Below are 17301 nucleotides of genomic sequence, written 5' to 3'. Positions count from 1 at the left end.
TTTCCCGTTATTCGAACAACGCGTCCAACGCCTGCTCCAGGCGCGTGACCGCAATGATTTTCAAGCCGGCCGGCGACTCCTTCGGCGCATTGCCCTTGGGCACGATGGCGCGCTTGAAGCCGTGCTTGGCCGCCTCCTTGAGGCGCTCCTGGCCGCTGGGCACAGGCCGCACCTCGCCCGACAGGCCGACTTCGCCGAACACCAGCAGGTCATGGGGCAATGGCCGGTTGCGCAGGCTGGACATGACGGCCGCCATCAACGCCAGGTCGGACGCGGTCTCCAGCACCTTCACGCCACCGACCACGTTGAGGAACACATCCTGGTCATGGGTCGGAATGCCGCCATGCCGGTGCAACACCGCCAGCAGCATCGCCAGGCGGTTCTGGTCCAGGCCCAGGGTCACCCGACGCGGGTTGGCCATGTGGCTGTCGTCGACCAGGGCCTGCACCTCCACCAGCATCGGCCGGGTGCCCTCCCAGGTGGCCATGACCACGCTGCCCGGGACCTCTTCCTGGGCACGGGTGAGGAAAATCGCCGAGGGATTGGAGACCTCCTTCAGGCCCCGGTCGGTCATGCCGAACACCCCCAGCTCGTTGACCGCGCCAAAGCGATTCTTCACCGCCCGCAGCAGGCGCAGCCGGCCATCGGACTCGCCCTCGAAATACAGCACCGTGTCGACCATGTGCTCCAGTACCCGCGGCCCGGCCAGGGCGCCTTCCTTGGTCACGTGGCCAACCAGGAAGATCGCCGTGCCGCTCTGCTTGGCGTAACGCACCAGCAGCGCCGCGCTTTCACGCACCTGGGCCACGCCCCCGGGGGCCGATTGCAGCTGCTCGGTGAAAATCGTCTGGATCGAGTCGATGACCATGACCTTGGGTTTTTCCACACGGGCGGTGGCGATGATGCTCTCGATGCAGGTCTCGGTCATGACCCGCAGTTGATCCTGGGGCAAGCCCAACCGCCGCGCGCGCATCGCCACCTGCTGCTGCGACTCCTCGCCAGTGACGTACAACGCCGGCATGCGCGTGGCGATATTGCACAGGGTCTGCAGCAGGATGGTCGACTTGCCGATGCCCGGGTCGCCGCCGATCAGCACCACCGAGCCGTCCACCAGGCCACCACCGAGCACCCGATCGAGTTCGGCGGACGCCGTGGAGAAACGTGGAATTTCCTCGACACTGACTTCGGCCAGGGTCTTGATCTGGGCCTGCTGCCCGGCCCAGCCGGTTCGTCCGCTGGGTGCCGCGGCGCCGCCGCTTTCCACCATCGTTTCGGTGAGGGTGTTCCAGGCACCGCACTCGCCGCATTGCCCGGCCCACTTGGGAAAGGTCGCGCCGCACTCGGTGCAGCCGTACATGCGCTTGGCCTTGGCCATCTCGGTCCCCCATGGAAAAACCGCGATGATAGCTCAGCCGGCGTCGATCAGCGCGCCGACGGCGTACGTATTTCGCCCTCGGCCAGGCGTGCCGCACTGTTGCCCAAAGGGTCCTCGGCCTGAAGATCGGCGCCCTTGGCCGCCAGGGCCTCGAGCAGCGCGGTGCGCTTGAACAACCCGGCGTACATGGCTGCCGTCTGTCCGGCGGCATTGCGCTGGTCGGGGTTGCAGTCGCTGTTCAACAGGCGCCGGGCGATCCGCACCTCGCCCTTGAAGATCGCCCCCATCAGCGCGGTGTTGCCGCGCTTGTCCGCCACGCAGGCATTGGCTCCAGCCCCCAGCAGGCGCTCCACCGCCGGCCCCTGGCCGTGGTAGGCCGCCAGGATCAGTGCGGTGTAGCCCTGGGCGTCCTGGGTATCGAGCGGGTACCCGGCGTCGATGAAGGTCTGCAGCATCTCGACATCGCCACCGCGGGCGGCATCGAAGTAGTAGTCCTGGATCTGCGCCTTGAGGGCTTGCGGATCGGCAGGCGTCGTCTGCTCATCGGCCGAGGCGTTGAACGCCCAGGCGAACAGGAACAGCAGGACAGAAATACGCATGGGAGCACTCCGTCGCGATAAGGCCTCGGGTTGTCGCAGGCCCCTTCGTGACACGCACCGCGAAGGGGCCTGGCATTCATATCAACAGGTCAGTCCACCAGCTTCGCCGCCAGCGCCTTGACCCGCGCCAGGTCGCCCTTGGCCACCCGGGTCACGCCGGTGCCGTATTCGGGGTCGGCCTTGTAGAGGAACGACAGCATGATGTGCTTGCTCTCGTCGTCGGTATCGGCCAGCGAGCCACCGAAGTTCTCGATCAGGTCCTGCTTCTCCTTCTGGCTGTAGGAGCGATAAAGGTCCCCGGCCTGCTTGAAGTTCTGCTCACGCTGGATCTTCGCCTGCTGGGTGCTGCCTGACAGGGCCAACTGGCTGTAGCGCGCCGACTGCGGCTCGTCACGCGGCAGCAGGCGACTCGGCTGGTAGTTCACCCCGGTGCTGCTGTGCCCGCTGTTCATCGCGCCATCCTGGTTGCCGTTGTTCACCGCCACCCGTGGCGCGTTGATCGGCAGTTGCAAGGCATTCGGCCCCAGACGGTACATCTGCGTGTCGGCGTAGGCGAATACCCGGCCCTGCAGCAGACGATCCTCGGACGGTTCGATACCCGACACCAGGTTCGCCGGCGCCATGGCCACCTGTTCGGTCTCCTGGAACACGTTGGCCGGGTTGCGATCGAGCACCATCTGGCCGACCTTGCGCTCCGGCACGCCCGGCCAGATCTTGGTCGCATCGAGCGGGTCGAAGTCGAACTTGCCCAGATCCTGCGGTGTCAGCACCTGGACATACAGATCCCACTTGGGAAAGTCGCCCTTGTTGATATGACTGACCAGGTCATGGGTCATATGGCTGTAGTCGCGCCCCTGCACCTCGACGACCTGTTTCGGATCGAGGTTGCGGATGCCCTGCAGGCTTTTCCAGTGGAACTTGACGTAATGCACGTCGCCCCTGGCGTTGATCAGCTTGTAGGCATGCACGCCATTGCCGTCCATCTCCCGGTAGCTGGCGGGCGTACCGGAGTCGGAATACAGCTCGGTCAGGGTACGCGTGGCCTCGGGCACATGGGAGAAGAAGTCGAAACGGCGTGAATCGTCGTCGAGATTGGTGCGCGGATCAGGCTTGAACGCGTGGACCATGTCCGGGAACTTGATGGCATCGCGAATGAAAAAGGTCGGGAAGTTGTTCCCCACCAAGTCCCAGTTGCCGTCGGCGGTATAGAACTTGGTGGCGAAGCCCCGCGGATCACGCAGGGTTTCCGGCGAGTGGTTGCCGTGCACCACGGCCGAGAAACGCACGAACACCGGAGTCTTCTCGCCGGCGGCGAAAACCCTCGCCTTGGTCAGATCGCTCAGATCATCAGTGACGGTGAAGGTGCCATGGGCGCCAGTGCCACGGGCGTGCACCACCCGCTCGGGGATACGCTCGCGATCGAAGCGCTGCAGCTTCTGGATCAGTTGCACATCCTGCAGCAGCACCGGGCCGTTGGCGCCGGCGGTCTGCGAGTTCTGGTTGTCGCCTACCGCCGCGCCGTTGTCACGGGTCAGGGTAGCGGCATGGACGGAAAGGGATAACAGGCTGGCGGTCAAGATGCCCAGCACGCGCCGGGCAGGAATGACTCCAGCAACAGAAGGGGTCTGCATGTCGGATTCCTCTGGATTTTATGGTGCGCATCCTGGTGCGCCCTGTAGAGGCTAGAGATCGACCCGACGATTTCTAAATAGAAAAGCTCGAAGAACCCGATTGAAAAATTCCACGGGGCAAGGCGCTTGCGAAGGCGTATTTCGCGCGATTGGTGGCACTTTGCAAACTTATTGCCCGGCAGCAGGTCGATTAAGACGCGGGTGTAGGCACGGCATGACGCAAGATGCCCATGGCTGCATTACACTGCGCTCACTCCACTCATCTGTAACAAGGAATAAGCTATGGGCGTGCTCAGTGAGTTCAAGGCCTTCGCGGTCAAGGGCAATGTGGTCGACATGGCCGTGGGTATCATCATCGGTGCGGCCTTCGGCAAGATCGTGTCGTCCTTCGTCGGCGACGTGGTGATGCCACCGATTGGCCTGCTGATCGGCGGGGTGGATTTCAGCAACCTGGCCATCACCCTCAAGGCGGCCGAGGGCAATACACCCGCGGTGGTGCTGGCCTACGGCAAGTTCATCCAGACCTGTATCGATTTCCTCATCGTCGCCTTCGCCATTTTCATGGGGGTCAAGGCGATCAACCGGCTCAAGCGCGAGGAAGCCGTGGCTCCCAGTGCGCCACCGGTGCCGACCCAGCAGGAGCAACTGCTGGGCGAGATCCGCGACCTGCTCAAGGCACAGAACAACAAGCCCTGAGCCAAATGCAAAAAACAACGGCGCCTGTGGGCGCCGTTTTTCTACCAGTAATTCTCCACTGCCACCTGCCCTGGCCGACGACTCAGGCTCAGTTGCATGTCGCGTAGCTTGAGCACCCGGCGGGTGTCATCAATCATCTGTGGGTTGCCGCAGATCATCACCCGCGAGTGCACGGGCTCCAGCGCCAGCCCGGCCGCACGTTCCAGCTCGCCATTCTCGATCAACTGCGGGATACGTCCCGACAGGGCTCCCGGTATCGCCTCGCGGGTGACGACGGGCAGGAACTGCAGCTTGTGCGCGTGCTCGGCCAGGTAGTCACGTTCGGCCAGCCCGGCAATCAGCTCGCGATACGCCAGTTCGGCACCATGGCGTGCGCTGTAGACCAGCACGATCCGTTCGAAACGCTCCCAGACCTCGAAGTCCTGCAGGATCGACAGGAACGGTGCCACCCCGGTGCCGGTAGCCAAGAGCCAGAGATCGCGTCCGTCGACGAAACGATCGAGGGTCAGGTACCCCACGGCCTGGCGCTCGATCAGCAACGAATCGCCCACGGCCAGGCGACTCAGCTCGCTGGTGAACTCGCCCCCCGGAACGACGATGGAAAAGAACTCGAGAAAATCGTCATGGGGCGAAGAGACCATCGAATAGGCCCGCCACACCACGCTGCCATCAGCCTTGGTCACCCCCAAACGGGCAAACTGGCCAGCCCGGAAGCGAAACCCGGCATCCCGTGTGGTGCGCAAGGTGAACAGGCTGGGAGTCAGGGGGCAGACCTCGAGCAGGGTCTGGCGGGTGAATTTTTCAGCACTGACGGTCATGGCGCACTCCATCGAGAATGTGCCCCCAGTGTCGCGCAAAGCCGGCGCCAGAAACACCGGTGATTTGTAGTGGTATAAGTTTTTTCGAAAAACATATACAAAACAACAAAAAAGTATAGCAACCAATAAAAACATAAACTTATAAAACATACAGCGCAAAACCCAAAGAAAACTACATTTTTTTTCACACGCCTTTCACTTCCAGTAAAGCATATGGAAAACACAAGCGGCCAAGTGATACTATGCCCGACGTGATAAACGCGCCCCTTTAAATACTATAAAAATATCAATGCCCTATAAAAAAAACACACTCTAACCAAGAATTTTCCTACACTATCCCCGTCACATTGGATTCAACGAAACATCGCGTCAAGGAAGGGTATCTCAATGGAGAACTGGCAGGATAATCAACTGCACCAGCTCATGAGTGAAAAAGAAGAACAGGCAGTCTTCAATGCGGTTTTCAATCTGGCAGGTCAAATACGTTTCACCTTCGTATCATTCAGAGTCAGCAGCTTATTAGGAGGCGCTCAACCCAACACATCATCTTTCAACAACTACACGGCGGAGTGGAATGCGTGTTACCAACGCAACAACTACATTGCCGTCGACCCTCTGCTCGCCCACTGTCATCACTCGGTGTTCCCCATACTGTGGGGGCCAGAAGCCTTCAGGAATACTCCGGCACTCTGGCGTGACATGCAGGCCCACGGCCTGAATCACGGTTGGTCGCAGTCTGTCCATGATATCCGCGGCATCGTCAGCACCCTGAGCCTGTCACGCACCTGCGAGCCCATCACGTCCAACGAGTTCTACTCCAAGACCGGCCACGTACTGTGGCTCTGCAACTGGTTGCACTCGTTCATGGCGCAACGGCTGGCCAGCACCCACCAGCCCCCGGGCAGTCACCCGCTGTCGCCGCGCGAGACCGAGATACTCAAATGGACCGCGGAGGGCAAGACCGCCGCCGAGATCGCCAACATCCTCAACCTCACCACCCGTACCGTAGGCTTCCACATGAGCACCATCATGAGAAAGCTGGGCGTCAGCAACAAGGCGTCGGCCGTGCTGCGTGCAGCCAAATCCGGATTGTTGTACTGATTTCACGCTCTTCTCCAGGCAGAAGGATCTGCCACCTGCACACGCAACAGGCAATCTGCTCGAAACCCACGTAAAATCCCTCCCCTGCCATACCGTTGCCAGCCTCGCCCAGCGCGGGCACCCGGCAGTCGCAAACCGTCCCCCAGAGCCCGTGTCCCATGCCCCTGCTAGAAAGCCCGTTCGCCCATCTCGACCTGATCCGCCAGCCTGAACAGCAGGGCGAACCCTTGCAGGCGTTCGACGCGGCCGACCAATACCTGCTCGGCCATCTGGCCGAACAGGGCGTTTCGCGCGACACCCGGGTGCTGGTGCTCAACGACAGTTTCGGCGCCCTGGCCGCCAGCCTGGAAGGCCATGTGCAGCTCACCAGCAGTGGCGACTCGTTCCTGGCCGCCCAGGGCCTGGAGAAGAACCTGGCGCGCAACGGCAAGGCCTTCGACGCCGTGCGCCATGTGCCGGCCAGCGAAACGCCGGTCGGTCCTTTCGACCGGGTACTGATCCGCGTACCGAAGACCCTCGCCCTGCTGGAGGAACAACTGATTCGCCTGCAGGGCCAACTGGCCCCCGGCGCCCAGGTGATTGCCGGGGCCATGGTCAAGCACCTGCCACGGGCCGCCGGTGACCTGCTGGAGCGCTACGTCGGTACCGTGCAGGCCTCGCTGGCGGTGAAGAAGGCTCGCCTGCTGATCGCCACGCCCGAGTCCCGCCCTGTCGCACCATCGCCCTACCCGACCCGCTACCGGCTCGAACACCCGGCGATCGAACTGCTCAACCACGCCAACGTGTTCTGCCGCGAGGGCCTGGACATCGGCACCCGCGCCTTCCTCCCGCACCTGCCCGACAACCTGGGCAATGCCCGCGTCGCCGACCTGGGTTGCGGCAACGGGGTCCTGGCCATCGCCAGTGCCCTGCAGAATCCGCAGGCCCACTACACGCTGGTGGATGAATCGTTCATGGCCGTGCAATCGGCGCGGGAAAACTGGCAGGCGATCCTGGGCGAGCGCGAAGTGAGCGTGCGCGCCGGCGACGGCCTGGCCGGGCAAGCGCCGCAATCGCTGGACGTGGTGCTGTGCAACCCGCCTTTCCACCAACAGCAGGTAGTCGGCGACTTCCTAGCCTGGCGGATGTTCCAGCAGGCCCGCGAAGCCCTGGTAGTCGGCGGTGCGCTGTATATCGTCGGCAACCGCCACCTGGGCTATCACAGCAAGCTGGCGCGGTTGTTCCGGGGTGTCGAGCAAGTGGCGGCGACGCCCAAGTTCGTGGTGCTCAAGGCCCGCAAGTAACGGGCCGGGAGCTGGCTTGCGGATCAGAGGATAGCTGATCGTTCCCGCGCTCGGCGTCAGCCCAGGTGACCCAGAGTGTCACGGGATGCGTACCCACGCGGAGCGTGGGCACGATCAAAACGTGTCAGTGGGTGGTCAATCCAGCCGCGTTCATGAACAGGCGCATCAGGCTGGCGACCACGAACAACGCCAGCACACTGCCCGTCCAGATCATCGCCAACCAGCCCAGGCGCTGCCAGAGCGGTTTCTTCTCGGCCTGTTCGATTTCCTGCAATGAAGGCTTGCCGCTCATATCCGCTTCCTCGTCATCGAAGGGGTGGCACCCGACCGGGCACCAGCCGCAGGGTCTAGTGATAGCCATCCTCGTGAGTCACCTTGCCGCGGAACACGTAGTAGCTCCAGAAGGTGTAGCCCAGGATGAACGGGATGATGAACAGCGTCCCCACCAGCATGAAGCCCTGGCTTTGCGGTGGCGCGGCGGCGTCCCAGATCGAGATCGACGGCGGGATGATGTGCGGCCACAGGCTGATGCCCAGGCCGCTGTAGCCGAGGAAGATCAGCACCAGGGTCAGCAGGAACGGCGTGTAGTGCGCGTTGCGCGCCACCGCGCGGATCAACCCGAACAGGGTCACCAGCACCAGGATCGGCACCGGCAGGAACCAGAACAGGTTCGGCAGGGTGAACCAGCGCGCCGCGATCTCGCCATGGGCCAGCGGCGTCCAGATGCTGACGATACCGATCACCGCCAGCAGCACGAACGCCAGCGGTCGAGCCAGGTCGTGCATCTGCTCCTGCAGCTTGCCTTCGGTCTTCATGATCAGCCAGGTACAGCCGAGCAAGGCATAGGCCACCACCAGCGCCACGCCACAGAACAGCGTGAAGGGCGTCAGCCAGTCCAGCGAGCCGCCGGCAAACTGCCGGTCGACCACCTTGATCCCATCGATGAAGGCCCCTAGCGCCACGCCCTGGAAAAACGTCGCGGCGATCGAGCCACCGATGAACGCCTTGTCCCAGATATGCCGCTTGTCATCCTTGGCCTTGAAGCGGAACTCGAACGCCACGCCGCGAAAGATCAGCCCGATCAGCATGAAGATCAGCGGCAGGTACAGCGCCGACAACACCACCGAGTAGGCCAGCGGAAAGGCGCCGAACAGCGCCGCGCCACCGAGCACCAGCCAGGTTTCGTTGCCGTCCCAGACCGGCGCCACGGTGTTCATCATGACATCGCGGTCACGGTCGCCCTTGATGAAGGGAAAGAGAATGCCGATGCCCAGGTCGAAACCATCCATGACCACGTACATCATGATGCCGAAGATGATGATCACGGCCCAGATCAGCGCAAGATCGATACCCATGATTCAGTTCCCCTTGTTCAGGCTGTCGCCATGGCCGTTTTCGCTGTCTTCATCGGCAGCGGAAAGCGGACGGGCGGGCGTGCGTTTCTGGCCAGGACCACCCGGGCTGGTTTCCGCGCCTTCGTTGGTCTTCGGTCCCTTGCGCACCAGGCGCATCATGTAGCCCAGGCCGACGCCGAACAGCGAGAAATACACCACGACGAACAACGCCAGGGTAATGCTCATCTGCATGACGCTGTGCCCGGACGACGCGTCCGCCGTGCGCAGCAGGCCATAGACCACCCAGGGCTGGCGGCCGATTTCCGTGGTGAACCAGCCGGCCAGGATCGCGATCAGGCCGGACGGCCCCATCCACAACGCCAGGTAGAGGAACGCGCGGTTCTCGTACAGGCGGTCACGCTTGCGCAGCCACAACGCCCACAGGCCGGTGAAGATCATCAGCAAGCCCAGGCCGACCATGACCCGGAACGACCAGAACACGATGGTCGAGTTCGGCCGATCCTCGGGCGGGAATTCCTTGAGCGCCGGCACCTGCTTGTCCAGGGTGTGGGTCAGGATCATGCTGCCCAGGTAAGGGATCTCCAGGGCGAAGCGGGTCTTCTCGGCCTGCATGTCCGGCCAGCCGAACAGGATCAGCGGGGTCGGCTCGTTGCCGACGTTTTCCCAGTGACCCTCGATCGCAGCGATTTTCGCCGGCTGGTGCTTGAGGGTGTTGAGGCCGTGGAAGTCGCCGATCACCGCCTGGATCGGCGCGACGATCAGCGCCATCCACATGGCCATCGACAGCATGGTGCGGATCGCCGGGTTGTCCCGGCCGCGCAACAGGTGCCAGGCCGCCGAGGAGCCGACGAAGAAGGCCGTCGCGACGAACGCGGCGGTTGCCATGTGCATCAGTCGATACGGGAACGACGGATTGAACACCACCGCCAGCCAATCCACCGGAATTACCCGGCCATCGACGATTTCGTAACCCTGCGGCGTCTGCATCCAGCTATTGGACGACAGGATCCAGAACGTCGAGATCAGCGTACCGATCGCCACCATGACGGTGGAGAAGAAGTGCAGCCCACGGCCGACCCTGTTCCAGCCGAACAGCATCACGCCGAGGAAGCCGGCCTCGAGGAAGAAGGCAGTGAGCACTTCGTAGGTCAGCAGCGGCCCGGTCACGGCGCCGGCGAAGTCCGAGAAACGGCTCCAGTTGGTGCCGAACTGATAGGCCATGACCAGCCCGGAAACCACCCCCATGCCGAAGTTGACGGCAAAGATCTTCGACCAGAAATGGTAGAGGTCGCGATAGGTGTCGTTGTGCGTCTTCAGCCACAGGCCTTCGAGTACCGCCAGGTAACTCGCCAGGCCGATGGTGATGGCCGGGAACAGGATGTGGAAGGAAACGGTGAATGCGAACTGGATTCGGGCGAGATCTAGTGCCTCTAAACCGAACATAAGTTTTCCTCTGTCAGGTAATACCGGCTGTCGCCCTTCAGGCCCAGCCACTGCCCCCACGAATATGGAGTGCGGCGAATTTGGCTTCGTTCTCTTTTTTCAACCCATCGCAACGCAGGGAGTCGGATCCAGATCACCGCCAGGAAGGCAATTGACCTGGATCAACCAACGTTAAAAGAGTAGTCCCATTCCGATGAGCGGGTGGCGTGGTCGGTTGCCGCGCGACAGGTTGCCTCAGGAGCAGAAGGCAACTGATCCGCAAAAAACGCACAGAAAAGGCCGGAGCGGCATATGGATGAATAGCTCAGTAACCTTTTGTTACATCGGAATGATAATCTTCCCCTTTCATCCGCTCAGGCGAGCCCGCGATGCCCACCGAGACACCCTTGCTGCTGCGTCATCACCGCCCTTTTCTCGCGTTCTGGCTGGCGCGGATCTTCACCGCCAGCGGCTTCCAGATGCTCACCGTGGCTATCGGCTGGAACCTCTATCAACTGACCGGCAATGTGCTCGACCTGGGACTGGTCGGGCTGGTGGAGTTCGCGCCACGGGTGCTGTTCATGCTGCACACCGGGCATGTCGCCGACCGCTACGACCGACGCAGGGTCGCCGCGCTGTGCCAGACCCTGCAGGCGCTGATCGCCCTGAGCCTGGCGGTCGGCAGCCTGACCAACCAGGTCAGCCGCGAGATGATCTTCATCCTCGCGTTCCTGCTCGGTGGCGCGCGCTCCTTCGAGATGCCGACCACCCAGGCGTTGCTGCCGTCCATCGTGCCGGCCGCGCTGTTCCCCCGCGCCGTGGCGGCTGCCCAGTCGGCGCAGCAACTGGCGACCATCGTCGCGCCGGCCATCGGTGGCCTGCTGTATGCGTTCGGCAGTGTCTGGGTCTATGGGCCGACCGTGGCGCTGTACGTGGTGTCGTGCCTGCTGATGCTCAACCTGCCGGCGCGGCAGACATCGCTGAACAAGGGCAAGGCCACCCTCGACTCACTGTTGGCGGGGATCCGTTTCATCCGCAGCCGGCCGGACATTCTCGGCGCCATCTCCCTGGACCTGTTCGCCGTGCTGCTGGGCGGGGCAACCGCGCTGCTGCCGGTGTTCGCCAAGGACATCCTGCTCACCGGCGCCTGGGGCCTGGGCCTGCTGCGCTCGGCACCGGCGGTCGGCGCACTGCTGATGTCGCTGTGGCTGGCGCGCTTCCCGGTGGAACGCAAGGTCGGCCGGGTGATGTTCACGGCCGTCGGCCTGTTCGGCGTCGCCACCATCGCCTTCGGCCTGTCGACCTCGTTCTGGTTTTCCCTGGCCGTGCTGGTGGTGCTCGGCGCCGCGGACATGATCAGCATGGTGATCCGCGCCTCGTTCGTGCAGTTGGAAACCCCCGACGAGATGCGCGGCCGGGTCAGCGCCGTCAACGGCCTGTTCATCGGCGCGTCCAATCAACTGGGAGAGTTCGAATCGGGGCTGACCGCCCACTGGTTCGGCACCGTGCCCGCCGTGGTGCTGGGCGGGATCGGCACGCTGGTGGTCACCGGAACCTGGATGAAACTGTTCCCGACCCTGGCCAACCGCGACCGCATGCACGAGCGCCAGCCCGAAACCGCCTGAAGCACAGGCGCACGAGCGCGGCCATCAGTTGATGTCGATGGTCGCCGTGAAGGTCTGGACCGGCATCGCCAGTGAGCGATCGCTGAAACTGAAGGTGCCCTGCTGCTGGTCGCCCAGGTCGTAGATATAGCTGTAACCGACCGTCGCGCCGCCGCTGCAGGGTACGAACGGCTTGCTGAACTCGCACAGGGCGTTGCGCCGGCTGTAGCTGATCGGATTGCCATTGAACGTGGCGCCCGGTGCCCGGCCGTAACCGAGCTCCACCACCGTCACCGTGATGTTCGGTCCGCGATGGGCATTCTGCGTCCGCCGACGCCCGTCGGAAACGTCCTCGATGACGCCCTGGGACGCCACGGTGTAGATCCCCACGCCTTTCAACCCGGCCGCCGGCGCCGCATGCAGCGGCCCGACCACAGCCAGCGACAGTGCACTGGCGCAGAGCAGCCGGCCCAGGGCCTGGCGATTAATCACTGATTTCATGGTTATCCCCCTTCTCTACCGGGAGTATGCCTCAGTCGGCGGATTTCGGAGTAGTTCGCGCACGCTCGCCACGCAATGGACCCACCCAGCGGCGTCCCTATTCCAGCGCCCGGCTGGTATGATGCGCGGTTTTCCCACAGCCAAATCTCATCAGGCCACCAGAGTCTGTGCTTTGCTGTTGGGACCGATTCATTCACGGCGCCAATGCGCCATGGGGAGCAGAGATGCTGGAAAGGCTGTTTCAACTCAAGGCACACAATACCAATGTGCGCACCGAGATTCTCGCGGGCGTCACGACCTTCCTGGCGATGGCCTACATCCTGTTCGTCAACCCGAGCATCCTCGGCGAAACCGGCATGGACAAGGGCGCGGTGTTCGTCGCGACCTGCCTGGCCGCCGCCATCGGCTCGACCGTGATGGGCCTGATCGCCAACTACCCGATCGCCCTCGCGCCGGGCATGGGCCTGAACGCCTTCTTCACCTACACCGTGGTCCTGCACATGGGCCATACCTGGCAGGTGGCACTGGGCGCGGTGTTCATCTCGGCGGTGTGCTTCTTCCTGCTGTCGATCTTCCGCATCCGCGAATGGATCATCAACAGCATCCCGCTGCCGCTGCGTTCGGCGATCGCCGCCGGTATCGGCCTGTTCCTGGCGCTGATCGCCCTGCACAATGCCGGCATCGTGGTGGGCAACCCGGCCACCATGGTCGGCCTCGGTGACCTCAAGCAACCCGCGCCGATCCTCGCCACCCTGGGCTTCGCCGTGATCGTCGCCCTGGATGCACTGAAGGTCCGTGGTGCGGTGCTGATCGGCATCCTCGGCGTCACCGCCGTGTCGATCCTGATGGGCTTCAGCCCGTTCGCCGGCATCACCTCGACGCCTCCGTCGCTGGCGCCGACCTTCCTGCAACTGGACATCAAGGGCGCCCTGGACATCGGCCTGGTCAGCGTGATCTTCGCCTTCCTGTTCGTCGACCTGTTCGACAACTCCGGCACCCTGATCGGCGTCGCCAAGCGCGCCGGCCTGATGGGCAAGGACGGCCACATGCCGAAAATGGGCCGCGCACTGATCGCCGACAGCACCGCGGCCATGGCCGGCTCGCTGCTGGGCACCTCGACCACCACCAGCTACATCGAGTCGGCAGCGGGCGTCAGCGCCGGCGGCCGCACCGGCCTGACCGCCATCGTGGTCGCCATCCTGTTCCTGCTGGCGCTGTTCTTCTCGCCGCTGGCCGGTAGCGTGCCGGCCTTCGCCACCGCGCCAGCGCTGCTGTTCGTGGCCGTGCTGATGACCTCGGGCCTGGCGGAAATCAACTGGGAAGACATCACTGAAGCCGCGCCCGTGGTGGTCACCGCCCTGGCCATGCCATTCACCTATTCGATCGCCAACGGCATCGCCTTCGGCTTCATTGCCTGGACCGCGATCAAGCTGCTGTCCGGCCGTGGCCGTGAGCTGAACCCGGCGCTGGTGATCCTGTCGATTCTATTCGTGATCAAGTTGGGTTGGTTCAACGCATGACTTTCGATTCCGCCACCTACACCGCCCAGCTCAACGACAAGGTCGCGCGCCTGCGCGACCTGCTGGCGCCGTTCGATGCTCCCGAGCCGCACGTCTTCGACTCGCCACTGCAACACTTCCGCCTGCGCGCCGAGTTCCGCCTGTGGCGCGAAGCCGGCGAGCGCCACTACGCGATGTTCGCCCAGGACGACAAGCGCACGCCGATCCTGATCGAACAGTTCCCGATCGCCAGCCTGCGCATCAACGAACTGATGCCCCGGCTCAAGGCGGCGTGGCAGGCCAGCGCACCGCTGAGCCACAAGCTGTTCCAGGTGGAGTTCCTGACCACCCTGGCCGGCGACGCGATGATCACCCTGTGCTATCACCGTCCGCTCGACGAGCACTGGCAGAGCGCTGCCGAACAACTGGCCGCCGATCTCGGCGTCAGCATCATCGGTCGCTCCAAGGGCAAGCGCGTGGTGATCGGCCACGACTACGTGGTGGAGAAATTCGAGATCGCCGGGCGCAGCTTCAGCTACCGGCAACCGGAGGGGGCGTTCACCCAGCCCAATGGCACGGTGAACCAGAAGATGCTCAACTGGGCCCATGACGCCCTGGGCGAGCGTGCGGATGACTTGCTGGAGCTGTATTGCGGCAACGGCAACTTCACCCTGCCTCTGGCGACCCGGGTGCGCAAGGTGCTGGCCACCGAGATCAGCAAGACCTCGGTGAATGCGGCCCTGAGCAACCTCGACGAGAATGCCGTGGACAACGTGACCCTGGTACGCCTGTCGGCCGAGGAGCTGACCGAAGCGCTGAACGAAGTGCGGCCATTCCGTCGCCTGCAAGGCATCGACCTGAAGAGCTACCAGTTCGGCAGCGTCTTCGTCGACCCGCCGCGCGCCGGCATGGACCCGGACACCTGCGAGCTGACCCGGCGTTTCGACAACATCCTGTACATTTCCTGCAACCCGGAAACCCTGGCGGCGAACATCGCCCAGTTGCACGACACCCATCGCATCGAGCGTTGTGCATTGTTCGACCAGTTCCCGTGGACCCACCACATGGAATCCGGGGTCCTGCTCGTCCGCCGCTGAACCCGGTGAGGGTCGGCTGACGGAGTGTCAGTCGGCCCGAACGAAGCCGAACAGCTCCGCCGCCGTATTGCACAGCAGATGCTGGCGCAGCGACGGTGCGCAGGCCAGGCGGCGCAGGCGATCGAATTCGCTGGCGAAATTCACCTCCTGCTCGTGCTGGGTATGCGGCCAGTCGCTGCCCCACAGCAGGCGGTCCGGCCCCAGGCCCTGCAACATCAGCGACAGCGCCTTCTCCGCAAAATGCAGGTTCTGCGCTGCGCTCCCACCCAGTCGGTAGATACCTGAAACCTTGATCCACAAGCGCCCACTGGCACCCAGTTCAAGCAGGCGGGCGAAGGCCGGCTGCTCGGTACCGAGTCCCGCGTCGGGGCGACCGAAATGATCGACCACCACCTTGCAGCCCATCGCCAGCAGCGGCTGGACCAGCCCCGGCAGATCCTCCAGGTGGCGGTGCAATTCGACATGCCAGTCCAACTGCCGCAGGTGCCGGAAAAACGCCTGCCAGCCGGCCTCGGTAAAGTCCGGCAGCGGTTGGCCCATCAGGTTCAATCGCACGCCGGCGACGCCAAGAGCCGCCATGCGCTGCAGCTCGTCGAACGCGATATCGCGCTCGACCACCACCACCCCGCGCAGCCGTTCAGGGGCCTGCTGCAAGGCGGCCAGCAGATAACGGTTGTCGCTGCCGAGAAAACTCGGCTGCACCAACACGCCATGGCTCAAGCCGTTTTCCTCCAACCGTGCCAGGTAGTCGGCCAGGGTGGCGTCATACTCCGGCGCATAGCGGCGCACGGTCGCCAGACCCAGGCCGCGTTCGAAGACATGGGCGTGGGCATCGATGCCGCTGATGGGCAATGGGCAAATCTCGGACATGGAACTCATCTATGAACTCAAGGACCCCGCCCCACCCTGTGGGAGCCGGCTTGCTGGCGATAGCGGTGTAGCAGATGACAAGGCTGTCGGCCGACAGCCCCCTATCGCCAGCAAGCCGGCTCCCATACAGGCCGAGCAAGGCAGGAAAAAAGTGGAATCAGTGGGACAACTGGCCTGCCCCCTTGCCGGCCTCCGCCTGCGGCGTAGCGTCCTGCAGGTTGCGCCCACGGGTTTCCGGCAAGGCCAGCGCGGCCAGCACCGCCACGCCGTAGGCGATCCCGGCATCGATACCGATCGCCGAGCCGAGCGACATCGACTCGCTCATATGCCCGACCATGAACGGGAACACCGCCGACAGCACCCGGCCGAAGTTGTAGCAGAAGCCTACGCCGGCACCACGCACGTCCGCCGGGTACAGCTCGTTGAAGAACGAGCCGAGGCTGGCCGGAATGCCCGCGGCGAAGAAGCCCAGGGGGAATCCGAGGAACAGCATCTGCGCATTGCTCAGCGGCAGGAACAGGTAGCACTGCACCGTGATCACGCAGCAGAAGGCGAAGAGAATGATGTTCTTGCGCCGGCCGATGCGGTCCAGCAGCATCCCGCTGACCACGCAGCCGAACCAGAAGGCGACGATGATCACCGCCAGGTAGCCACCGGAACTCAGCACCGAGAGGTTGCGCTCGGTCTTGAGGAAGGTTGGCAACCAGGTCATCACCGCGTGGTAGCCACCGTGGGCGCCCAGGCCGAGGATGCCGCCCAGCAGCGTGACCCGCAGCAGTTCGGGGCGGAAGATCGCCGCCATCGACGCCAGCAGGCCACGCCCCTGGATCCTGGCCTGGCGCTGGCCGGCATCGGGCTCGACCACGCTGCGACGCACGTAGATCACCAGCAGCGCCGGCAACAGGCCGACCAGGAACATCACTCGCCAGGCCATGGCCTCCGGCACGAAGGTGTAGACCAGGGTGAACACCCCGACCGCCGCGCCCCAGCCGACCGCCCAGGCACTCTGCACCGCGCCCATCACCTTGCCGCGATAGCGCGACTGGATGGTCTCGGCCATCAGCACCGCGCCCGCCGCCCACTCGCCACCGATACCGAAACCCTGCAGCGCCTTGACGATCAGCAGTTGGTTGAAGCCGGTCACGAAGGCCGAGAGGAAGGTGAACAGCGAGAACCAGAGGATCATCCACTGCAGGGTGCGCACCCGGCCATAACGGTCGGACAGTGTGCCACCCAGCCAGCCGCCGATCGCCGAGGTGACCAGCGTCACGCCGCTGATCATGCCGGCCTCGCCCTTGCTCAAGGCGAAGGCGGCGATCAGCGCGGGAATCGCCAGGCCGAACATTTGCACTTCCAGTGCATCCAGGGACCAACCGCCAAAGCAGGCCCAGAACGTCTTGCGCTCCCTCGAAGTGATATCGCGGTACCAACTGAACATGATTTCTTATCC

Annotated in this window: 16 protein-coding genes; 6 read left to right on the top strand and 10 right to left on the bottom strand. The window is 63.7% G+C overall.

Annotated elements, in window-relative coordinates:
- Positions 1-7 precede the first annotated feature (7 nt).
- From radA to katB, 3 genes are all read right to left on the bottom strand, one after another.
- Entirely contained in the window at positions 8-1375 is a 1368-nt protein-coding gene (radA, locus tag HU752_RS05025; RefSeq protein WP_186682651.1) for a DNA repair protein RadA, read from the bottom strand.
- Between the two features lie 47 nt (positions 1376-1422).
- Positions 1423-1974, bottom strand: a complete 552-nt coding sequence (locus HU752_RS05020) for an ankyrin repeat domain-containing protein (protein ID WP_186682650.1) — start codon at positions 1972-1974, stop codon at positions 1423-1425.
- An 89-nt stretch (positions 1975-2063) separates the two neighbouring features.
- A complete protein-coding gene (gene katB, locus HU752_RS05015; protein ID WP_186682649.1) occupies positions 2064-3605 on the bottom strand; it encodes a catalase KatB in 1542 nt (513 codons plus the stop codon).
- 282 nt (positions 3606-3887) lie between these two features.
- Between katB and mscL the strand changes: the two genes are divergently transcribed.
- Positions 3888-4301 (top strand): large-conductance mechanosensitive channel protein MscL, encoded by a 414-nt coding sequence (gene mscL / locus HU752_RS05010; protein WP_186682648.1) that lies wholly within the window; start codon positions 3888-3890, stop codon positions 4299-4301.
- A 41-nt stretch (positions 4302-4342) separates the two neighbouring features.
- Here the strand turns inward: mscL and HU752_RS05005 are convergent, their stop codons facing one another.
- Positions 4343-5119 (bottom strand): ferredoxin--NADP reductase, encoded by a 777-nt coding sequence (locus tag HU752_RS05005; RefSeq protein ID WP_186682647.1) that lies wholly within the window; start codon positions 5117-5119, stop codon positions 4343-4345.
- 387 nt (positions 5120-5506) lie between these two features.
- Between HU752_RS05005 and HU752_RS05000 the strand changes: the two genes are divergently transcribed.
- Positions 5507-6220: an autoinducer binding domain-containing protein gene (locus HU752_RS05000; protein WP_225920100.1), complete on the top strand. Its 714-nt coding sequence runs from the start codon at positions 5507-5509 to the stop codon at positions 6218-6220.
- A gap of 158 nt (positions 6221-6378) precedes the next feature.
- A complete protein-coding gene (locus HU752_RS04995; protein ID WP_186682646.1) occupies positions 6379-7503 on the top strand; it encodes a methyltransferase in 1125 nt (374 codons plus the stop codon).
- 124 nt (positions 7504-7627) lie between these two features.
- On the opposite strand, the gene HU752_RS04990 is transcribed toward HU752_RS04995, so the two are convergent.
- From HU752_RS04990 to HU752_RS04980, 3 genes are read right to left on the bottom strand one after another with little or no spacing between them, the layout of a single operon-like run.
- On the bottom strand, positions 7628-7795 hold the full coding sequence (locus HU752_RS04990) for a DUF2474 domain-containing protein (RefSeq protein ID WP_186682645.1): 168 nt from the start codon (positions 7793-7795) through the stop codon (positions 7628-7630).
- A gap of 55 nt (positions 7796-7850) precedes the next feature.
- Complete coding sequence (cydB, locus tag HU752_RS04985; RefSeq protein ID WP_186682644.1) at positions 7851-8858, bottom strand: cytochrome d ubiquinol oxidase subunit II; 1008 nt, start codon at positions 8856-8858, stop codon at positions 7851-7853.
- Between the two features lie 3 nt (positions 8859-8861).
- Entirely contained in the window at positions 8862-10301 is a 1440-nt protein-coding gene (locus tag HU752_RS04980) for a cytochrome ubiquinol oxidase subunit I (RefSeq protein WP_186682643.1), read from the bottom strand.
- A gap of 368 nt (positions 10302-10669) precedes the next feature.
- Here HU752_RS04980 and HU752_RS04975 point away from each other — a divergent pair, with 368 nt between their 5' ends.
- Positions 10670-11905: an MFS transporter gene (locus HU752_RS04975; RefSeq protein WP_186682642.1), complete on the top strand. Its 1236-nt coding sequence runs from the start codon at positions 10670-10672 to the stop codon at positions 11903-11905.
- A gap of 24 nt (positions 11906-11929) precedes the next feature.
- On the opposite strand, the gene HU752_RS04970 is transcribed toward HU752_RS04975, so the two are convergent.
- Positions 11930-12385 (bottom strand): DUF4879 domain-containing protein, encoded by a 456-nt coding sequence (locus HU752_RS04970; protein WP_186682641.1) that lies wholly within the window; start codon positions 12383-12385, stop codon positions 11930-11932.
- 224 nt (positions 12386-12609) lie between these two features.
- Between HU752_RS04970 and HU752_RS04965 the strand changes: the two genes are divergently transcribed.
- Positions 12610-13905, top strand: coding sequence for an NCS2 family permease (locus HU752_RS04965; RefSeq protein ID WP_186682640.1), 1296 nt, complete (start codon positions 12610-12612; stop codon positions 13903-13905).
- A complete protein-coding gene (gene trmA / locus HU752_RS04960; RefSeq protein WP_186682639.1) occupies positions 13902-14981 on the top strand; it encodes a tRNA (uridine(54)-C5)-methyltransferase TrmA in 1080 nt (359 codons plus the stop codon). The genes HU752_RS04965 and trmA overlap by 4 nt, the downstream gene beginning before the upstream one ends.
- 27 nt (positions 14982-15008) lie before the next feature.
- Here trmA and HU752_RS04955 read toward each other — a convergent pair whose 3' ends face one another.
- Together HU752_RS04955 and HU752_RS04950 are read right to left on the bottom strand one after the other, a co-directional pair.
- The gene (locus HU752_RS04955; RefSeq protein WP_225920099.1) at positions 15009-15851 is read right to left on the bottom strand and encodes an amidohydrolase family protein; all 843 of its coding nucleotides are present in this window, start codon (positions 15849-15851) and stop codon (positions 15009-15011) included.
- Between the two features lie 157 nt (positions 15852-16008).
- Positions 16009-17289, bottom strand: coding sequence for an MFS transporter (locus tag HU752_RS04950; RefSeq protein ID WP_186682637.1), 1281 nt, complete (start codon positions 17287-17289; stop codon positions 16009-16011).
- Between the last annotated feature and the right edge of the window lie 12 nt (positions 17290-17301).

Origin of the sequence: Pseudomonas vanderleydeniana (genome assembly GCF_014268755.2) — a bacterium.
In the GTDB taxonomy this organism is placed as follows: domain Bacteria; phylum Pseudomonadota; class Gammaproteobacteria; order Pseudomonadales; family Pseudomonadaceae; genus Aquipseudomonas; species Aquipseudomonas vanderleydeniana.
The sequence above is the reverse complement of the archived record's forward strand: the minus strand, read 5'-3'. Positions and strand labels throughout refer to the sequence as shown.

What these genes read in the sequence shown, in the direction of transcription:
- HU752_RS05020 (WP_186682650.1), bottom strand. Translation starts at nt 1,974, where the DNA reads ATGCGTATTTCTGTCCTGCTGTTCCTGTTCGCCTGGGCGTTCAACGCC.
- HU752_RS04950 (WP_186682637.1), bottom strand. Translation starts at nt 17,289, where the DNA reads ATGTTCAGTTGGTACCGCGATATCACTTCGAGGGAGCGCAAGACGTTC.
- HU752_RS05005 (WP_186682647.1), bottom strand. Translation starts at nt 5,119, where the DNA reads ATGACCGTCAGTGCTGAAAAATTCACCCGCCAGACCCTGCTCGAGGTC.
- HU752_RS04965 (WP_186682640.1), top strand. Translation starts at nt 12,610, where the DNA reads ATGCTGGAAAGGCTGTTTCAACTCAAGGCACACAATACCAATGTGCGC.
- cydB (WP_186682644.1), bottom strand. Translation starts at nt 8,858, where the DNA reads ATGGGTATCGATCTTGCGCTGATCTGGGCCGTGATCATCATCTTCGGC.
- HU752_RS04975 (WP_186682642.1), top strand. Translation starts at nt 10,670, where the DNA reads ATGCCCACCGAGACACCCTTGCTGCTGCGTCATCACCGCCCTTTTCTC.
- HU752_RS05000 (WP_225920100.1), top strand. Translation starts at nt 5,507, where the DNA reads ATGGAGAACTGGCAGGATAATCAACTGCACCAGCTCATGAGTGAAAAA.
- HU752_RS04970 (WP_186682641.1), bottom strand. Translation starts at nt 12,385, where the DNA reads ATGAAATCAGTGATTAATCGCCAGGCCCTGGGCCGGCTGCTCTGCGCC.
- radA (WP_186682651.1), bottom strand. Translation starts at nt 1,375, where the DNA reads ATGGCCAAGGCCAAGCGCATGTACGGCTGCACCGAGTGCGGCGCGACC.
- mscL (WP_186682648.1), top strand. Translation starts at nt 3,888, where the DNA reads ATGGGCGTGCTCAGTGAGTTCAAGGCCTTCGCGGTCAAGGGCAATGTG.
- trmA (WP_186682639.1), top strand. Translation starts at nt 13,902, where the DNA reads ATGACTTTCGATTCCGCCACCTACACCGCCCAGCTCAACGACAAGGTC.
- HU752_RS04995 (WP_186682646.1), top strand. Translation starts at nt 6,379, where the DNA reads ATGCCCCTGCTAGAAAGCCCGTTCGCCCATCTCGACCTGATCCGCCAG.
- HU752_RS04990 (WP_186682645.1), bottom strand. Translation starts at nt 7,795, where the DNA reads ATGAGCGGCAAGCCTTCATTGCAGGAAATCGAACAGGCCGAGAAGAAA.
- HU752_RS04980 (WP_186682643.1), bottom strand. Translation starts at nt 10,301, where the DNA reads ATGTTCGGTTTAGAGGCACTAGATCTCGCCCGAATCCAGTTCGCATTC.
- katB (WP_186682649.1), bottom strand. Translation starts at nt 3,605, where the DNA reads ATGCAGACCCCTTCTGTTGCTGGAGTCATTCCTGCCCGGCGCGTGCTG.
- HU752_RS04955 (WP_225920099.1), bottom strand. Translation starts at nt 15,851, where the DNA reads ATGTCCGAGATTTGCCCATTGCCCATCAGCGGCATCGATGCCCACGCC.